Source organism: Pseudoalteromonas sp. Scap25, from assembly GCF_013394125.1.
GTDB lineage: Bacteria > Pseudomonadota > Gammaproteobacteria > Enterobacterales > Alteromonadaceae > Pseudoalteromonas.
The window spans coordinates 2,121,300-2,137,018 of sequence record NZ_CP041327.1; the positions used below are offsets into that span (position 1 = coordinate 2,121,300).

Annotated in this window: 10 protein-coding genes, 11 tRNA genes and 3 pseudogenes; 10 read left to right on the forward strand and 14 right to left on the reverse strand. The window is 37.9% G+C overall.

Annotated features, from left to right (window positions below):
• Positions 1 to 35: 35 nt before the first annotated feature.
• Complete coding sequence (locus tag FLM54_RS09750; protein WP_178956282.1) at positions 36 to 1,475, reverse strand: serine hydrolase domain-containing protein; 1,440 nt, start codon at positions 1,473 to 1,475, stop codon at positions 36 to 38.
• Between the two features lie 69 nt (positions 1,476 to 1,544).
• The gene (locus FLM54_RS09755; protein WP_178956283.1) at positions 1,545 to 2,465 is read right to left on the reverse strand and encodes a transcriptional regulator; all 921 of its coding nucleotides are present in this window, start codon (positions 2,463 to 2,465) and stop codon (positions 1,545 to 1,547) included.
• Positions 2,466 to 2,701: 236 nt separating this feature from the next.
• Between FLM54_RS09755 and FLM54_RS18860 the strand changes: the two are divergent.
• Positions 2,702 to 2,943 (forward strand): annotated as a pseudogene (locus FLM54_RS18860) (endonuclease III); the annotation flags it as partial.
• Between the two features lie 15 nt (positions 2,944 to 2,958).
• Here FLM54_RS18860 and FLM54_RS09760 read toward each other — a convergent pair.
• A complete protein-coding gene (locus FLM54_RS09760) occupies positions 2,959 to 4,143 on the reverse strand; it encodes an AraC family transcriptional regulator (RefSeq protein ID WP_178956284.1) in 1,185 nt (394 codons plus the stop codon).
• Positions 4,144 to 4,415: 272 nt separating this feature from the next.
• On the reverse strand, positions 4,416 to 5,087 hold the full coding sequence (locus FLM54_RS09765) for a DUF4386 domain-containing protein (RefSeq protein WP_138608749.1): 672 nt from the start codon (positions 5,085 to 5,087) through the stop codon (positions 4,416 to 4,418).
• A 397-nt stretch (positions 5,088 to 5,484) separates the two neighbouring features.
• Between FLM54_RS09765 and FLM54_RS18940 the strand changes: the two are divergent.
• A pseudogene (locus tag FLM54_RS18940) lies at positions 5,485 to 5,607 on the forward strand (endonuclease III); the annotation flags it as partial.
• A 283-nt stretch (positions 5,608 to 5,890) separates the two neighbouring features.
• Here the strand turns inward: FLM54_RS18940 and FLM54_RS09775 are convergent.
• Positions 5,891 to 6,445: a TetR/AcrR family transcriptional regulator gene (locus FLM54_RS09775; RefSeq protein ID WP_138569935.1), complete on the reverse strand. Its 555-nt coding sequence runs from the start codon at positions 6,443 to 6,445 to the stop codon at positions 5,891 to 5,893.
• 89 nt (positions 6,446 to 6,534) lie between these two features.
• Here FLM54_RS09775 and FLM54_RS09780 point away from each other — a divergent pair, with 89 nt between their 5' ends.
• From FLM54_RS09780 to gloA, 4 genes and pseudogenes are all read left to right on the forward strand, one after another.
• Entirely contained in the window at positions 6,535 to 7,608 is a 1,074-nt protein-coding gene (locus FLM54_RS09780) for a DUF418 domain-containing protein (protein WP_178956285.1), read from the forward strand.
• 172 nt (positions 7,609 to 7,780) lie between these two features.
• Positions 7,781 to 7,864, forward strand: a pseudogene (locus FLM54_RS18870) (endonuclease III); the annotation flags it as partial.
• 310 nt (positions 7,865 to 8,174) lie between these two features.
• Entirely contained in the window at positions 8,175 to 10,085 is a 1,911-nt protein-coding gene (locus FLM54_RS09785) for an aminotransferase class V-fold PLP-dependent enzyme (RefSeq protein ID WP_178956286.1), read from the forward strand.
• 86 nt (positions 10,086 to 10,171) lie between these two features.
• Positions 10,172 to 10,558, forward strand: a complete 387-nt coding sequence (gloA, locus tag FLM54_RS09790) for a lactoylglutathione lyase (protein WP_138608757.1) — start codon at positions 10,172 to 10,174, stop codon at positions 10,556 to 10,558.
• A gap of 49 nt (positions 10,559 to 10,607) precedes the next feature.
• Here the strand turns inward: gloA and FLM54_RS09795 are convergent, their stop codons facing one another.
• From FLM54_RS09795 to FLM54_RS09835, 9 genes are all read right to left on the reverse strand, one after another.
• The gene (locus FLM54_RS09795; RefSeq protein ID WP_055013360.1) at positions 10,608 to 10,874 is read right to left on the reverse strand and encodes a DksA/TraR family C4-type zinc finger protein; all 267 of its coding nucleotides are present in this window, start codon (positions 10,872 to 10,874) and stop codon (positions 10,608 to 10,610) included.
• Positions 10,875 to 11,124: 250 nt separating this feature from the next.
• Positions 11,125 to 11,200: transfer RNA gene (locus FLM54_RS09800), tRNA-Glu, on the reverse strand.
• A 180-nt stretch (positions 11,201 to 11,380) separates the two neighbouring features.
• Positions 11,381 to 11,456: transfer RNA gene (locus FLM54_RS09805), tRNA-Glu, on the reverse strand.
• Between the two features lie 85 nt (positions 11,457 to 11,541).
• Positions 11,542 to 11,617: transfer RNA gene (locus FLM54_RS09810), tRNA-Glu, on the reverse strand.
• Positions 11,618 to 11,703: 86 nt separating this feature from the next.
• Positions 11,704 to 11,779, reverse strand: a tRNA-Glu gene (locus tag FLM54_RS09815).
• 85 nt (positions 11,780 to 11,864) lie between these two features.
• A tRNA-Glu gene (locus FLM54_RS09820) sits at positions 11,865 to 11,940 on the reverse strand.
• 85 nt (positions 11,941 to 12,025) lie between these two features.
• Positions 12,026 to 12,101 (reverse strand) — tRNA-Glu (locus tag FLM54_RS09825).
• 142 nt (positions 12,102 to 12,243) lie between these two features.
• A tRNA-Glu gene (locus tag FLM54_RS09830) sits at positions 12,244 to 12,319 on the reverse strand.
• Between the two features lie 36 nt (positions 12,320 to 12,355).
• Positions 12,356 to 12,431, reverse strand: a tRNA-Ala gene (locus FLM54_RS09835).
• Between the two features lie 766 nt (positions 12,432 to 13,197).
• Here FLM54_RS09835 and FLM54_RS09840 point away from each other — a divergent pair.
• The 4 genes from FLM54_RS09840 to FLM54_RS09855 all read left to right on the forward strand — a co-directional run bounded on the left by FLM54_RS09840 (position 13,198) and on the right by FLM54_RS09855 (position 15,658).
• A tRNA-Val gene (locus FLM54_RS09840) sits at positions 13,198 to 13,273 on the forward strand.
• A 148-nt stretch (positions 13,274 to 13,421) separates the two neighbouring features.
• Positions 13,422 to 13,497, forward strand: a tRNA-Val gene (locus FLM54_RS09845).
• A gap of 48 nt (positions 13,498 to 13,545) precedes the next feature.
• A tRNA-Val gene (locus FLM54_RS09850) sits at positions 13,546 to 13,621 on the forward strand.
• A gap of 405 nt (positions 13,622 to 14,026) precedes the next feature.
• Positions 14,027 to 15,658, forward strand: coding sequence for a response regulator (locus FLM54_RS09855; RefSeq protein WP_054202497.1), 1,632 nt, complete (start codon positions 14,027 to 14,029; stop codon positions 15,656 to 15,658).
• Positions 15,659 to 15,719 lie beyond the last annotated feature (61 nt).

The window sequence follows — 15,719 nt, forward strand, 5'->3', positions numbered from 1 at the left end:
TTCCTTTGAATAAATAATTTAAACAGTTGAATTGATTAATCTAATTTTTGGTTAATCAATTCAATTGAGTAAGTTTGATCTTTACCCGTATTAACTTCAAAGTGGGTACCCTTATCGTCAAACTCAGTAATACCCACTTTATTTACCATCAATAGTCGCTGACCTTGTTCAGTGCTATAGAAAAAGACGGGCCATTGTTTAATGGCGGCTTTGTTTACGTTAAATGTGTTTAACCAACGCGAGTAATCAGTCATGCTATCCGTTAACAGGCATTTGTTTTCTTGGCAGCTTGCCGTACCTGTTAGGCTCGTACCGTTATTATTAATGTGATATTCAATGCTAGTTAATGTTTTAGGCTTGACGCTATCAATATAAAGGCCTGCTAACGCAAACACTAATTTATCAATTGAGGAAATCCAGCTACTATTGGATAAAAAGGCAATACTTAAATCATGCTCGGGATATATTGCTAGCATTGAGCGAGCTCCTGGTGTAGCTCCAGCATGATGATAAACTTTACGCCCATGTAAATCTTTAGCTATACGCCAACCAAAACCAACGTCAAAGTTTCGACTTGTTACGGGGTTTCCGTCTTGAGTTGTTGTTGGCGTAAACAGTAGTTGCTGGTAAGGTTTTTGAGTCTTTGCTTTTTTTAAGACTTCTCCCCCAAAAAAGGCTAAATCACTTGCCGATGCATAAAGCCCTGCACCAAAAACGCTATACGACTTTTCGCCAAACGCAATTTCACTTCCCCCCATTTTACTTAGTTCATAAAGCCTTGAACTGCGTTCATGAAGGTCGTTGATATTCTCTATCGCTGGTGTTTCGTTGCCTGACCAACGGGTAATAAAATTTTCAACACTCACTGTTAATGGTTGTTTGGTTATTTTCTCGTATAAAGCGCCAGCTAACGTATAGCCATGTGTAGAATAAAGATATTTAGTACCGGGGCGAGATAATAAGTCTCGATCCTTGAGTGTATTAACTGCCTCAACAGCTGTATCGAAATGTGCGTCATAAATATCATAATCTTTTATTTGATAATGTGGCATTCCCGAAGTATGTGATAGTAATTGCCTTACTGTGATGCTGTGATATTTTTTATTGAGTTCAGGATAATACTGTCCAATGCTGACATCAGGGTTTAGCTGATCATTATTGACTAATTCAGCTAACATGGTGGCGCCTATAACTTTTGACACACTGGCTAACCTGAACGTGGTATTAGGCTTGGCGGGTAGTTCATTTTTTATATCAGAAAAACCAGTGGCAACAGACGCAACAAGTTTATCTTTATACACCACAGCCACTGAAAACCCGGGAACTCCAGTAACTTCATTCAAGCTAGTGAGCAGTTTTGTTAACTGCCATTCATAGCTTTGTTTATTATAGTGCTGAACTTCATCGTGATTTTTTGCTGTAGATTTTGGCATATTAATAATACATGCCAGTAAAATAAATAATGGTATTTTCATATCATGCTCCTTTTTTTTCATTGAGCATGAGTTGTTAAAAAAGCGCGAGTTAATAAAGGTTATGAATGGTTATGCTGGGTTAGCAAGCGCCTTTAACACTGACCAGATAGGGTCTTTAGCATATTCACGTTGCTGTTTATTTAAATACAATTTCCCAGATGACATTAACGATTCAATGCCATTCAATTGTGATTGTAATGCTTGAAGTAACGATGACGTTGATGACATAGAAAACGAACTAGTCCGTAATATTGTTGCGGTAGTTGGCTCTACTATGCTTAGCTTTATTGTCGTGTTGTTGTTTACTTCTATCACTTCAAAATAACTAATTAATGCAAGCCGATCTTTTCTTGCTTGTAATGGTAAGACTAACTCTTTTCGTTGCTTTGATAATATGAGTTGAAGACGCTGTTCTTCATTTGCTTGGCTAAGCAAATCATTCCATGTTTGATAAATACTTAACGCATTCTCAGGCATTTCATTAAGGGGGGTATTACTCCATAGCGCAATCCGATTGTTACTTGTCGCTTTGTCATTATTCGTTGATTGAGTCACGTATATTAATATGATTATTGTCATTAACAGCGCCACAAACGTTATACCGAACACTTTTTTGTTTAACCGAGGAATTTTATCTGTGTGTACGTTGGGTGTCGGTTCAGGAACAAACGTTTGATCGATTGGCATGACCTCTCGCTCAATTAGTAATCGGTACCCTTCCCCCCTTACCGTTTGAATTGAAAGGCCTTTTATTGTTGATTGCTCTAGTGACTTTCGTAAAACAAATACTCGCTGTTTTAAAGTGTCAGGACTAATAACAGTGTTAGGCCAAACACTTGTCATGAGCGTTTTATTTGATACAACGAGTTCTGGTGTTTGTGCCAGCGTGAACAGTAATTTAAAACTTAACGGATTTAAAGTCACTGATTGATTATCTTTAGTGACAACATATTTTATTTCGTCAAATTTTATCGTTTTACTCTCTGTCATGAGGGTTAATTCATCCTAAAATAACTCATATTATATGTTTCACTAAAATTGTATCAGCTCATCATCAGTGATGAATACAGTTAGGGTTAGCAATCCTGTTTTTTAGTCGAAACTTTTTTATCTTTAATTCATTAAGGTTTAATATTTCAATTGCTATAAACTTCTTATACCGAATTTGTTATAAATCGGTTAGATTTAAGTACAAGTAAGAATTTCAACCATCTACATAGCCACCTTTTGGCTGGCCTACTATAGCCGTGGATATCCATATATTTAGAATATCGAACCGTTCAAAATTGGCCACTGGTAAAATGTCTATTTTGTGCAAATGCTGTTAAAAATAGTCCCTGCCGAATTAAAAGTGGACGTTCATCATTGGCTTATTCTGCACGGTCGTTATGCTTGTGTAGCCTGTAAACCTATATGTGGTGCGTGCATCATTGAAAACTTGTGTGAGTATAAAGCTGAGACAGAATAATCTTTGTTTTCTACTTTAAACTTTAGATTCATTCACTCTAGACATATTTTGCTTATTTTCACGCTTCAATTTTCGGTACGCAGATGGACTATAACCCACTAATTTTTTAAACGCAGTATTGAATGTCGATTTTGAATTAAATCCGGCATCGAAGGCAATATTCGTAATTAATTTATCACTATTATCTAAAGCCTTTTTGGCTTCTTCGACTCGAAAACCATTAATAAATTGAAAAAATTTGGTGTTTAAAAATTGAGAGAGTGTTTCTGAAATATGGTTTTCAGTTTCAGATATGCATTCAGATAGATTTTTTAGCGATAAGTCATCTTGCAAAAACAGCTTATCTTTTTTCATTGCATGTTCAAGCTTTGACGCTATAAATTGCATTTTTTCAGTACTAAGTAATGCAGCTCTTGTTTGACTTTGAGACGGCTGACTAGTGTGAGGTATCCCTTTTTCAGAGTCAGTAAGAACTTTTTGGCTTAAAGCCTTATGGATAAAAATAGCCAAAGCTATAACCTCCAATATTGGCAGCACAACACCAGAGCCATACCAGTGTATACCCAAGGCACCGAGTGAAAACTCAATGGCATACAATAACCATGTAGCCCCCCATATAAACAATATGGGCCTAAACCACACCAATGAACTATGCTCTATTTCAGAAAAGCGCTCCATCAATTGTCGACGATGAACGTTATGAAGCTTTAAGGCTGCCACTAAATAAAAAAGCGTATAAAAAATAAAAACTGACGTAGTGAATAAACAGGTAAATACTGCAATTTTCCAAAGGTCAGGATCTCTCGTTGAAGGAGTGGCCAGCGCGAGCTTCTCTGCTGGAGTGATCATAAATATAAAAGGGACCATACCTAATAAAACAATAATAGGACCAGAGAGCGCTAATGTTTTAAGGCTTTTATTGGCGACTTTATCAGCTGACATAGAGGCATGTGCATAATAATATAGAGCAGGCCCAAGTAATACACGAAGCGGAAACTGAAGACCTGCTATACCCGGAGCATAAATATATGCGCCAGAATGAATAAATAGCTCCCCCGCTAAATGCACCATTAATAACAACAGTAAACCTTTCAGAAAAACATTTTGCTTTTGCTTTGGCCTTTTAAGAACATCAAGCAAAGCAATAAGTGTCATTCCTATCATGCTAGAATATAATATTGTCGGTAAAAGGTTAACCATCGAACTTACCTAAGATAAAAGATTTATAATTTCTTTTAATTATAAATCTAAACTCTAACTAACACTACCTATTGTCAACTAAGTAGATTTATACTCACTAGCCTCTCCAGTAATTATTTGTGTCATTAGCTAAGCTAATTCGTAATAAATAATAGGTGAAGTTAAGTACTTTTATTTCGATAAATAACTTCTGTGCTCTCCTAATTTCTTTATCTACTAATGTTGGGTCCATAGGAAAAAATAATACCCACCTTAATTAAATTGAAAATATACTATTTTTTCGGACTATTTTCTAAATTAAAGCCTTTAACAAATAACCAAAATGGTAGTAACAACTCAAATAAAGCCCCTGGAAGGTATAACCATTGTCCGCCCAAATTCATCCCAAAAAAACCAAAAAGTATTTTTAGCAATAAAGCAAAATAGCCAATCATTCCTAACACCGAAAATCCACGCGGTACAAGTCGGTATTGATAAAAGTTTGCGCATAGAACAAAGCCACATATTGCCAAAGGGATCATGCCCATTTGAAAGTCATAATAGCGCTCAGCTCTAAGAACAGTCGCCATAGTGTGCAAGTAATCAACATTACTAACGGTCGTTTCAACGAGCTCCTTACTTATCCTCATCATTGACAATAGAGCGACAGCACCTATTAGTAACATAACTGCTTCAACAAGCCTAAATGCTACATAGCAAACTGCAATACGCTCACTATATTGTTTGATAATGGGGTAAATAATTATTGCCATCCCCACAACAGCCGCTGAATTTATGAACTCTAATAGCACTGCCGTGGTTACCGTAAGCTTATTAGCAAAAAGTTGCTCAAGGTAGTCCGGTGAACTAACCAACTCCGCAATGAGTGAACTAGCCGTCATGTATGAGAATGATGAAATTAGCCATAATACGCCCACTAAACGAGCAGCGGTTAAACTAGACATAATGTGTTTCCTTAAAGTTATAAATATTCAAAGTTATTTCTTACCTTTTTTTGGTTTTTAACATTGATTATCGTTTTATAGTTAGGTTGGGCAATTTAGCCATTTAGGCGCGCGTTGACGACCAAATGGGCCTATTCGAACGTATTATTTATTAAAATTGTTTTTTATTACTTCCTGTAGGTCATTATTATTTAGCCTTTTCAATACTCTATATAAACCGCTACACAACTATTGATGATATATATTTCAATATAGTTAATAAGTAATTGTGAGATGACTAGAATGAAGCACTCTTTGATATAAACTTAGGTCTAATCCAACTAACTATATCTCTCATTTATCAGCACTATCTTTTAGTTGTGCCGACAATCAATGTAAAAAAGTGACCCCAAAATAGTTCAAAGTGATTGTACACGACAGGCTCATTTTACATGGCCGCTACGTGTGTACTGCACGAAAGCCCAAATGTGGCAGCTGTATTATTGAAGATTTATGTGAGTTTAAAGATAAGACTGAATAGCTCCCACCTGTTAAGGTACGAAAGCGGACGTTAGCTTTGGCTTACCCAGTGTCAAGTTGCGACATAGCTGGCTTAAGTTGTGTCGATTTCCCCCCAAAAAAAGAACTGATAGGTAGCAAACTGATCTTTTAAATAAATTAACCACAAGATGTGCCTAGTAAACTTATAACGATTCACTCACTTCTTTTAGCAGCTAAGTGTGCTCGTTGAATGGCTCAGGGGTTATGCTGGCGTAGTAACTGTCTTCAGTAAATTAATGTTACATCTATATTCTTGCAGGGGGTTATGAAGCAACCCCACTCTTGAACGATAAAAAAGCTAAATGTGCTGCCTTACCTGAACTGTAATTATCTAGATGACTCATCTTGTAACCTGCGTACAATAAACCTTCAAAAAAATAAAAAACCCAATCAACACAGAAGTGCTTACTTAATAACCCCTCATCTTTCGCAAGTTTTATCAATTCTCGTATCTCGTTATCTTGCTGTTGCATACGAACTTGAAGCTTTTCACTTTTCTGAAACATCTTCTCGAACTTTTGCAAAAAAGCGAATTCCTCGTATAACGGCAAAGTATTTTCGAATACAAGCCTAATAGCATCCAATGAGTCTTTAGCTTTATTTTCAACGGACATATTTACTTCGTCAAAGCGGTCTAAACAATATAACGCAATCTCTTCTTGAAGCGCTTCCTTATGCTTAAATTGGCGGTACACCGTTGCTCTACCAACTTCAGCCCTTTTAGCCACGTCAACTAGCGTTGAATCCTCATTTTGAATAAACAGTTTTAACCCCGATTGAATAATTTTTTTTCTCGAATTATTTGTTCTTGCATCCATTTTATGAGACAGCCTTGTATCATCTATTAAGTTCCATTATGATACAGCAATGTCTCAAAAGTTAAAAATGAATTCTGTGGAGCAAGAGAGTGAATAGACTAATCGGTATTGACTTTGCAAGAGCGTTAGCGCTCTTTGGTATGGTTATTGTCAACTTTAAGTTAGCCATGAACGCCGATAATGGCACACCACAATTAATAGAGTTTGCGGCTCTATTCGAAGGTCGGGCTTCGGCTTTGTTTGTTATATTAGCGGGTATAGGTATTGCGTTTTTAACTAAAAAATGTGTTACCAGTGGATCACTTGAACACATCAAGCAAGTAAGAACCTCTTTGATAAAAAGGTCTGTTTTACTACTTTTGATTGGCTTGGCTTTTACACCTATTTGGGAAGCCGACATCTTGAAATTCTATGCATTCTATTTTTTGATAGCTGCATTATTATTTACTCTTAGCAGCAAGAAACTGCTCAGTGCATCTATCGGTTTTGTTTTTGCATTTCCATTAATGTGGCTATTCTTTGATTACGAAAAAGGATGGGATTGGCTTGAGCTTAGTTATTCTGGTTTTTGGACAACTGAAGGAGTGATTAGACACCTTTTCTTTAATGGTTATCACCCAGTTTTACCATGGTGTGGTTTCTTGCTATTTGGCATATGGTTGGGTAAACAAGATTTATCCAATACTAATGTAAGGAAGTCTTTGTTTACATGGTCTTTAAGTATTTTACTTATTGTAGAAGCAAGCTTCTATATGCTGAGAATGTGGGCAGGAGATGACCCGTCTATTGGCATGTCAAAAGATGAAATTGAGTTTTTGTTAACCACGTCAATAATACCGCCGTTGCCACAATATATGTTTTCAGCTGCAAGCTCTGCCGTTCTTGTTTTGCTGGTTTCTCTAAAACTAGCAAGTGTATTTCCTACCAACCGGTTAATTGAGTGGCTAAGCAAAACTGGGCAGTTAACGTTAACTCTGTATGTAGCACATGTCATTATTGGCATGGGAATTCTTGAGGCAACTGGCTTACTCGTTAATCAAACCATAGACTTGTCAATATTTTCCGCATTGGTTTTTTGCATAATTAGCATAATTTCCAGTGTGTTTTGGCTCAAGTATTTTAAACACGGGCCTTTAGAATGGATTTTTAAAAAATGCACTTAGTAGGCCAAAACATTGTTTTAAAAAACTAAAACTATTGAGGCTGTTAGCTGACTGTTAGCTGTTTAATTAGGGTAAATAATGCTATGTCGATAGTAACAGTCAGGAAGTTAATAAAAGCATCCTATAGGTATTACCTTTTGCATCTACTTTTATTATCTTTCGGCTGGCCGACTCAAACCTTGATAAGTTTGCTATGGGTAAGAACCTTATTGAAGTAGAAAAGAAGCTCGAAAAAGTAGTGCCTAAAGAGTTTAAAGATAAAGTAGAATAGATCCGTAAATAAAAAACGTTCATTTAGCACGATTGTTAATAATAAACCTCAATTATCAGGCTTATAAGAATAAGCTCAATGATTAATTCGTATTCCAGTGTTACTTTTTTGTTTATTCAAAGTAGGTGTCTAACTTTGGCACCTTTCATTTTTCATACCTTGTAAATCAATTCAAATAAAATCTGTTTATTCGTGATTTGCCGTAATTATTGGAACATTTCCAAAGTATTAATTTCACAAGTCTTAATTCATTAGTTATGCTACTGAGCATAATAAAATTATAGTGCGACCCTCTATGTTACCCTTACTTCGTATATTACTGATTGAGCAAGACCCTAGCACCTTAAAAGAACTTTCGACGAATCTGTCAAAAGTTATCCCTAATTTTGAGCGAAACGATATTCATATCGATATTATTGAGTACCTTGAACTTGAACAAGCACTGGAGGGTGTAAAGGAAGATGGTGATATTCAGGCCGTTGTACTTAGTTGGGATGTGCAAAATAAGGTTGGTGAACGCACTTATAGTCGTTTTATAGAGCAGCTAAAGGGGATCCGTCTTGAATTACCTGTGTATGTTATTGGAGACGACACAGAGGGGCTAGAAATTGTTAATGAGTCGGAGGAGATTGAGTCATTCTTCTTTAAAGATGAAGTAATCTCAGACCCTGAAGCAATTTTAGGTTATATGATCAATGACTTTGATGATCGCTCAGAAACGCCTTTTTGGACAGCGTACCGCCGTTATGTTGGCGAGTCGAACGATTCATGGCACACACCTGGGCACAGCGGTGGTTCAAGCTTTAGAAATTCTCCCTATATTAAAGATTTTTATCAGTTTTATGGCCGTAATGTGTTTGTGGGTGACTTGTCGGTGTCAGTCGATTCGTTAGGCTCATTATCAGATAGCACCAATACCATTGGCCGTGCCCAAGAGTCAGCTGCCGCTACGTTTGAGGTGAAGCACACTTACTTCGTCACTAATGGGTCATCCACTTCAAATAAAATCATCTTGCAGACACTGCTTCGCAAAGGCGATAAAGTGATTATTGACCGTAATTGCCATAAATCTGTGCACTATGGCATTTTGCAATCAGCCAGTTTACCCATTTACTTGTCGAGTATTTTAAACCCTAAATATGGGATTTTTGCGCCACCGTCATTGGCTGATATAAAACAAACAATTGAGCAGAACAGCGATGCGAAATTGCTGGTTCTTACCGGTTGTACTTACGATGGCCTACTGAGTGACCTTAAACAGGTAGTCGAGTTTGCTCATCAACATGGTATTAAGGTGTTTATCGACGAAGCGTGGTTTGCTTACTCGCTATTTCATCCAAGTTTACGGTATTATTCTGCGATTCATGCTGGCGCTGATTATGTTACTCATTCAGCGCATAAAGTGGTATCGGCGTTTTCTCAGGCATCGTATATCCATGTAAACGATCCTGATTTTGATGCTGACTTCTTTCGCGAGATTTACAGTATTTATGCCAGTACATCGCCGAAATATCAGCTTATCGCTTCTCTTGATGTGTGCCAAAAACAATTGGAGATGGAAGGCTATAAGTTACTCAATGCCTTGTTAAATCATGTAGACGAATTTAAGCAACAGATGGCATCACTAAAGCAGATTAAAGTGCTTGGTAAACAAGAGTTTACGGAAATATTCCCGCACTTTAGTGATGATAACATGGGCCACGACCCGCTAAAAATTCTTATCGACATTAGCGAATTACCCTATTCATTAAAAGATATTCATAAGTATCTGCTGGATGAAATTGGCTTAGAAATAGAAAAATACACCCACAGTACTATTTTGGTGTTACTGACTCTTGGCGGCACGCGCTCGAAGATCATTCGCTTATACAATGCGTTAAAAAAACTCGATAGTGGCAAGGTAAAACTAGCCACATCGACACGACGTTCTCGCTTACCGGAGAATTTACCAGCTATAGACTTAGCCTGTATTCCAAGCGAAGCTTTTTATGGCGAGCGCGAATCGGTACCTATTAGCAAAAGTAACAACCGCATTTGCGCCGGTTTAGTTACGCCCTACCCGCCAGGAATTCCGCTTTTGGTTCCGGGGCAACATATTACACAAGAGCATATAGACTATCTGAAGGAGCTTGCAGGACAAGGGTTAACGATTCAGGGCAGTTTTGATGGCGAAATATATGTCCTTAAAGGTAAAGTTGAGAAGTAAAAATATCGCGTAATACAGTTTTATGATTAGGAATTGCTTATAATCGTACTTTACAGATTTCAAAGAATAAATTGAGGTAAATTTAAATGCGTTTACTACATACTATGTTACGGGTTGCTGATCTAGATAAATCAATTGCCTTTTACACTAATGTGCTAGGTATGAAAGAGTTACGTCGTGCAGATAATGAAGAGTATCGCTATACCCTTGCCTTCGTCGGCTACGGTGATGAAACTGATACAACAGTACTTGAACTGACCTATAACTGGGATACTGACAGCTACGATTTAGGTAATGCCTATGGCCATATAGCGATTGAATTTGATGATATTTATAAGGCCTGTGAGGATATCAAAGCAGCTGGCGGTAACGTTAGTCGTGAACCAGGTCCAGTAAAAGGTGGCAAAACGGAAATTGCATTTGTTAAAGACCCTGATGGATATGCAATTGAACTTATTCAGAAAAAATCATAAATAATCACGGGTAGTATTTTACCCATAAAAAAAGGTGCCTTGAGCACCTTTATCGTAATTGACTATCTTTACTGCCACGGCGATTAAACGCGTTAGCATTACTTGGTAGCCCTTCTAATTCCGCTTGGCATGAAATACAGTAGCGCACGCCTGGTAATGCTAACCTTCTTGCTTGTGGTATTCTCTCGTCACACTCATCACAAAGCTCAGCGCTCGCTCCTGAAATTAGGTTACTTCTTGCGTATTGCACTGCATCATTAACACTTGCATCTATTTGATCTTGAATTGCGCCATCTCGCGCCCATCCACTTGCCATAAATCCTCCTCATTTTTTGGAAGTTTTATGTAGATTAACAAGTAGAATATTTATAAGCCCTGAATAAAAAACACAGATACTTTTAATTAAGTCTTTTGAGGTTGAACAATACTTGAGTGAATATCGTGACTCTAGGCTTTGATAGACCTAAATATTTAATTTAGAGAGGTATTTTATAGACGAACGTAGGAAGTACTTGAACAGAAAGTTTTTTATCTTAATAACACATACCTACTTTAGAAAAAGTAAGTGGCGTCCCCAAGGGGATTCGAACCCCTGTTACCGCCGTGAAAGGGCGGTGTCCTAGGCCTCTAGACGATGGGGACGCAGAAATTGGTTTGCAAATCACTGATTTGCTATTTCTGCGTAAGATGAGCCGAGCCTGTGAGGCGAATGGCATTATCTTCTCAGAAACATTTTCTGTGTCACTAGGACAACTGAAAGTTTAGACTCGATTCAGACGAGTTACTTAATAACACTGCACTTCACTATTAGAAATAAGTAAGTGGCGTCCCCAAGGGGATTCGAACCCCTGTTACCGCCGTGAAAGGGCGGTGTCCTAGGCCTCTAGACGATGGGGACACTAAAAAGTGTCACTAGGACAACTGAAAGTTTAGACTCGATTCAGACGAGCTTTAATAACACTACCCTACTATATAATAGTAAGTGGCGTCCCCAAGGGGATTCGAACCCCTGTTACCGCCGTGAAAGGGCGGTGTCCTAGGCCTCTAGACGATGGGGACACTAAAAAGTGTCACTAGGACAACTGAAAGTTTAGACTCGATTCAGACGAGCTTTAATAACACTACCCTATTTTAGAAAAAATAAGTGGCGTCCCCAAGGGGATTCGAACCCCTGTTACCGCCGTGAAAGGGCGGTGTCCTAGGCCTCTAGACGATGGGGACACTAAAAAGTGTCACTAGGACAACTGAAAGTTTAGACTCGATTCAGACGAGCTTTAATAACACTACCCTACTATATAATAGTAAGTGGCGTCCCCAAGGGGATTCGAACCCCTGTTACCGCCGTGAAAGGGCGGTGTCCTAGGCCTCTAGACGATGGGGACACTAAAAAGTGTCACTAGGACAACTGAAAGTTTAGACTCGATTCAGACGAGCTTTAATAACACTACCCTACTATATAATAGTAAGTGGCGTCCCCAAGGGGATTCGAACCCCTGTTACCGCCGTGAAAGGGCGGTGTCCTAGGCCTCTAGACGATGGGGACACTAAAAAGTGTCACTAGGACAATTGATTAGTTAAACTCACATCCTGAGCTTTAAGGTAATGGCGTAATAGTACAAATAAAGACTCGAGCTTTATGTGTTACGCTATTTTCTCGGTAAAACCGCCTTTAACTAAAAGTTAAGTGGCGTCCCCAAGGGGATTCGAACCCCTGTTACCGCCGTGAAAGGGCGGTGTCCTAGGCCTCTAGACGATGGGGACACAGAAAACTGCTACCCTAGGACAAACACTAAAAATTGGTGGAGCTATGCGGGATCGAACCGCAGACCTCTTCGCTGCCAGCGAAGCGCTCTCCCAGCTGAGCTATAGCCCCAACTTATTCAATACGCTCGGTGATAACCACGTCGTGTATCGCTTAGTGCGGGGCGCATTCTATGCACCCCCCAAAATAAAGTCAACAGTTTTTTGTGCGACATTATTTAAATGGTTTAATTTTCAACAAACTGGCTATCATACATGCTAAAAAGTAGATTTTCATAGTATTAAGTAACCATGAGTTACGTTAAGTGTGCCACATTTGCGTTTGAGTTGAGAATAACGACTTTATAATACTAAAAGTACCTATTCAGATCGGACTCAAAAGGTATACATTTATATGCAAATTGAGTTACCACCGCTTTTTGCCTAAAACGGGCCTACTTCCATCATAACCTAGCTGGATTTTATTAAATGCTAATTGTAAAGCTTAACTATGCTAAGCGATAAACAACTTGCTAATTTGAGTGGTTTAAACAATTGAATAATATAGGCAGGATGATCTGAACTAGAAAGTTTAACTTTGATTTCTTGGTTGCAACCCTGGCTCGGTAAATCAATTACCACTAAATTGAATTAATTTTCATCCTTAAAAAGCAACAGAGCCCTATCAAGTGAATATGAATGTAGTTACATTAGCGCCCAGCCATGCATGCTTATTGTTCGTTTTATGTTACCTTGTTGATAAAGTGAACACTATTTGCATTGCATTGATTATAAAAGCTTCATTCAGCACATTTTTATCATTCAAGTGTTGACACATTTACAAGTCTATCTATAATAGCGCCCCACAACAACGCAGCAATGTGGTGTTATTTAGATGCGGGTGATTAGCTCAGTTGGGAGAGCATCGCCCTTACAAGGCGAGGGTCACTGGTTCAAGTCCAGTATCACCCACCACATTCTAATGTGTCGTATCTAAGTTCTATATGGGTAATTAGCTCAGTTAGAAATAATAGAGTGTCATCGTTATTTACAAATAACGGCGAGGTTCACTGGTTAAAGTCCAGTACTATTTATTTTAATAGTAGCGTTTTAATTTATATGTGGGTGATTAGCTCAGTTGGGAGAGCATCGCCCTTACAAGGCGAGGGTCACTGGTTCAAGTCCAGTATCACCCACCACATATAAATCTATTGTTATGTTAATAGTCATGTGTAAATTTGTAATATGGGTCGTTAGCTCAGTTGGGAGAGCATCGCCCTTACAAGGCGAGGGTCACTGGTTCAAGTCCAGTACGACCCACCATTCTTTGAATGGTGCATATTACAAAAATCTAAATCCTCCAGTACCACCTTCCATTTTTAGTATTCATTATCCTCAACTCTTTTAGTTCAGGTTCAGTATTAATTACCATTTAGAAATTCGTTACCAAGTAATTCTTCGGTTTCAAAAAATCAGTATTCCAATCACATACCAAAAATCTATCTTCCGAGTTTTATTATCTCCAAAATCATTTTGTTTAAACTTACTTTATTACGCGTGCTATTCATTTACTTTAAATGGGTTTTTAGCTCTTTTAAGATAAAAATATAAACCTTTAGAATTAATTTGCTTAATAAGCTCTCATCTTCGAGGCGAATCTTTAAATTACCTTGTAAGCGTCTAAACTGTTGATTATAGTCTGTGTTAAATTCAATTACGCTTAAGCCAATGTCTAAAAATATTTTCAATGAAGCAAAAATACTGATTGTAGAAGAGCAGCCACTTGCTCAAAGCTACATGAAACAGTCGCTCGAAAAAATTGGCTTTGGACATATGCGTTTTGCAGATCATGCTCTAGCGGCAAAAGAACAATGCTTACATGAAGAATTTGACTTGGTAATTTGCTCTTTTAATCTAAGCAAACGCCAAGATGGCTACCAGCTTTATGAAGAATTACGCGCTAAAGCATTAATAAAACACTCTACTGGGTTTATTTTTACATCTGCGGAAACGAGCGGAGAGTTAGTTCACAGTGTATTAGAACTTCAACCCGATGACTTTTTAGTAAAACCCTTCTCTGTACAAGAGTTAAGAGTGCGCATAGAGCGTATTCTCAAACGTAAAAGCGACTTAAAAGCTATATACACTTTAATTGATGACGATAACCAGTCTAAAGCATTGAAACAAATTAATGCCCAACTCGATAAAAGTAATAAATACAGCCCTATTCTACTTAGATTAAAAGGCAATATTTTACTGGCGCTAAAACAAAACCAAGAAGCGAAAGATTTTTTTAAGTCAGTTTTGAATATGCAAAAGTTTGCATGGGCAAAAGTAGGATTGGTAGAAGCCTTAATTGCTAACAATGAGCATATTTTAGCTCAACGCATGCTTAAAACAATGCTTGAACGAAATGAAACGCGTCTTATAGCCTTAGACTTATTAGGGCGTTTAGAAATAAAACTAAACCAATTTGATTTAGCCCAAGACTTTTTAAGCCAAGCGGCACACATTGCTCCACGTAATATAGACCGTCAAAAATCACTGAACAGCGTATCGCTCATTAATAGAGATTATGAAACCAGCTACTTAACTCAAAAAGATATTGCCACTTATGCTAAGTACTCTATGCATGATAGCCCAGACATTTATTTAAATGCTGCTCGTGCTGGGATTGATTTTGCATTGACCACAGATCAAACCGACCAAATAAACAGGATCTCTCGTCAAACAAATAAATATATTAATGAGTTAAAAACACAATTCCCAACCAGTAATGCGCAAACTCAAATCGATGTGCTCAATGCACGCCTTTATTATTTAAAAGATGAACATAAAAAAGCGAAACAGCTCATTGAGCAACTTGATGACAGCGATACTCAAATACGTTCAGTAGATGGTGCCCTAGACAAAGCAAAAGCACTGCATGAATTAGGTTTTCACCAAAAGGCGCAAGCGCTATTTAGTCAAATAATTGATCATTGCGAACGTCACCCAAGTAGAAGCGATGCTACTTACTTGCGTTATATACAGCAACAGCAAAGTGAAAGACGTGATATTAAAATGGGGCCGAAAGAGCTCAATAATCATGCTGTTAAGCAGTTTGAGCGCGGCCAATTAAATGTTGCCTTAGAGGCATTCAGCCAAGCATTTAGAGTCATGCCACACAATCCAAGTATTGCGCTTAATTTATTGCAATGTTTAGTGGATAAGTCAAAAAAACATGGTGACTCTTTCAATAGTCTGTTGGCCCAAAAGTGCTTTAAACTATTAAAAAAATCCCCCTTAGCAGAAGAGCAATCAGAGCGGTTCGATAAACTACTTCAGATTGCTAAAGAAATGAAACTAGAGATTAGTTAGAGCCTGTTTGGCATTAATGCTACGTTATCGCCTATTTATGGTGAGTAACCACACCACATAG

What these genes read in the sequence shown, in the direction of transcription:
- FLM54_RS09750 (WP_178956282.1), bottom strand. Translation starts at nt 1,475, where the DNA reads ATGAAAATACCATTATTTATTTTACTGGCATGTATTATTAATATGCCA.
- FLM54_RS09755 (WP_178956283.1), bottom strand. Translation starts at nt 2,465, where the DNA reads ATGACAGAGAGTAAAACGATAAAATTTGACGAAATAAAATATGTTGTC.
- FLM54_RS09760 (WP_178956284.1), bottom strand. Translation starts at nt 4,143, where the DNA reads ATGGTTAACCTTTTACCGACAATATTATATTCTAGCATGATAGGAATG.
- FLM54_RS09765 (WP_138608749.1), bottom strand. Translation starts at nt 5,087, where the DNA reads ATGTCTAGTTTAACCGCTGCTCGTTTAGTGGGCGTATTATGGCTAATT.
- FLM54_RS09775 (WP_138569935.1), bottom strand. Translation starts at nt 6,445, where the DNA reads ATGGATGCAAGAACAAATAATTCGAGAAAAAAAATTATTCAATCGGGG.
- FLM54_RS09785 (WP_178956286.1), top strand. Translation starts at nt 8,175, where the DNA reads ATGTTACCCTTACTTCGTATATTACTGATTGAGCAAGACCCTAGCACC.
- gloA (WP_138608757.1), top strand. Translation starts at nt 10,172, where the DNA reads ATGCGTTTACTACATACTATGTTACGGGTTGCTGATCTAGATAAATCA.
- FLM54_RS09795 (WP_055013360.1), bottom strand. Translation starts at nt 10,874, where the DNA reads ATGGCAAGTGGATGGGCGCGAGATGGCGCAATTCAAGATCAAATAGAT.
- FLM54_RS09855 (WP_054202497.1), top strand. Translation starts at nt 14,027, where the DNA reads ATGTCTAAAAATATTTTCAATGAAGCAAAAATACTGATTGTAGAAGAG.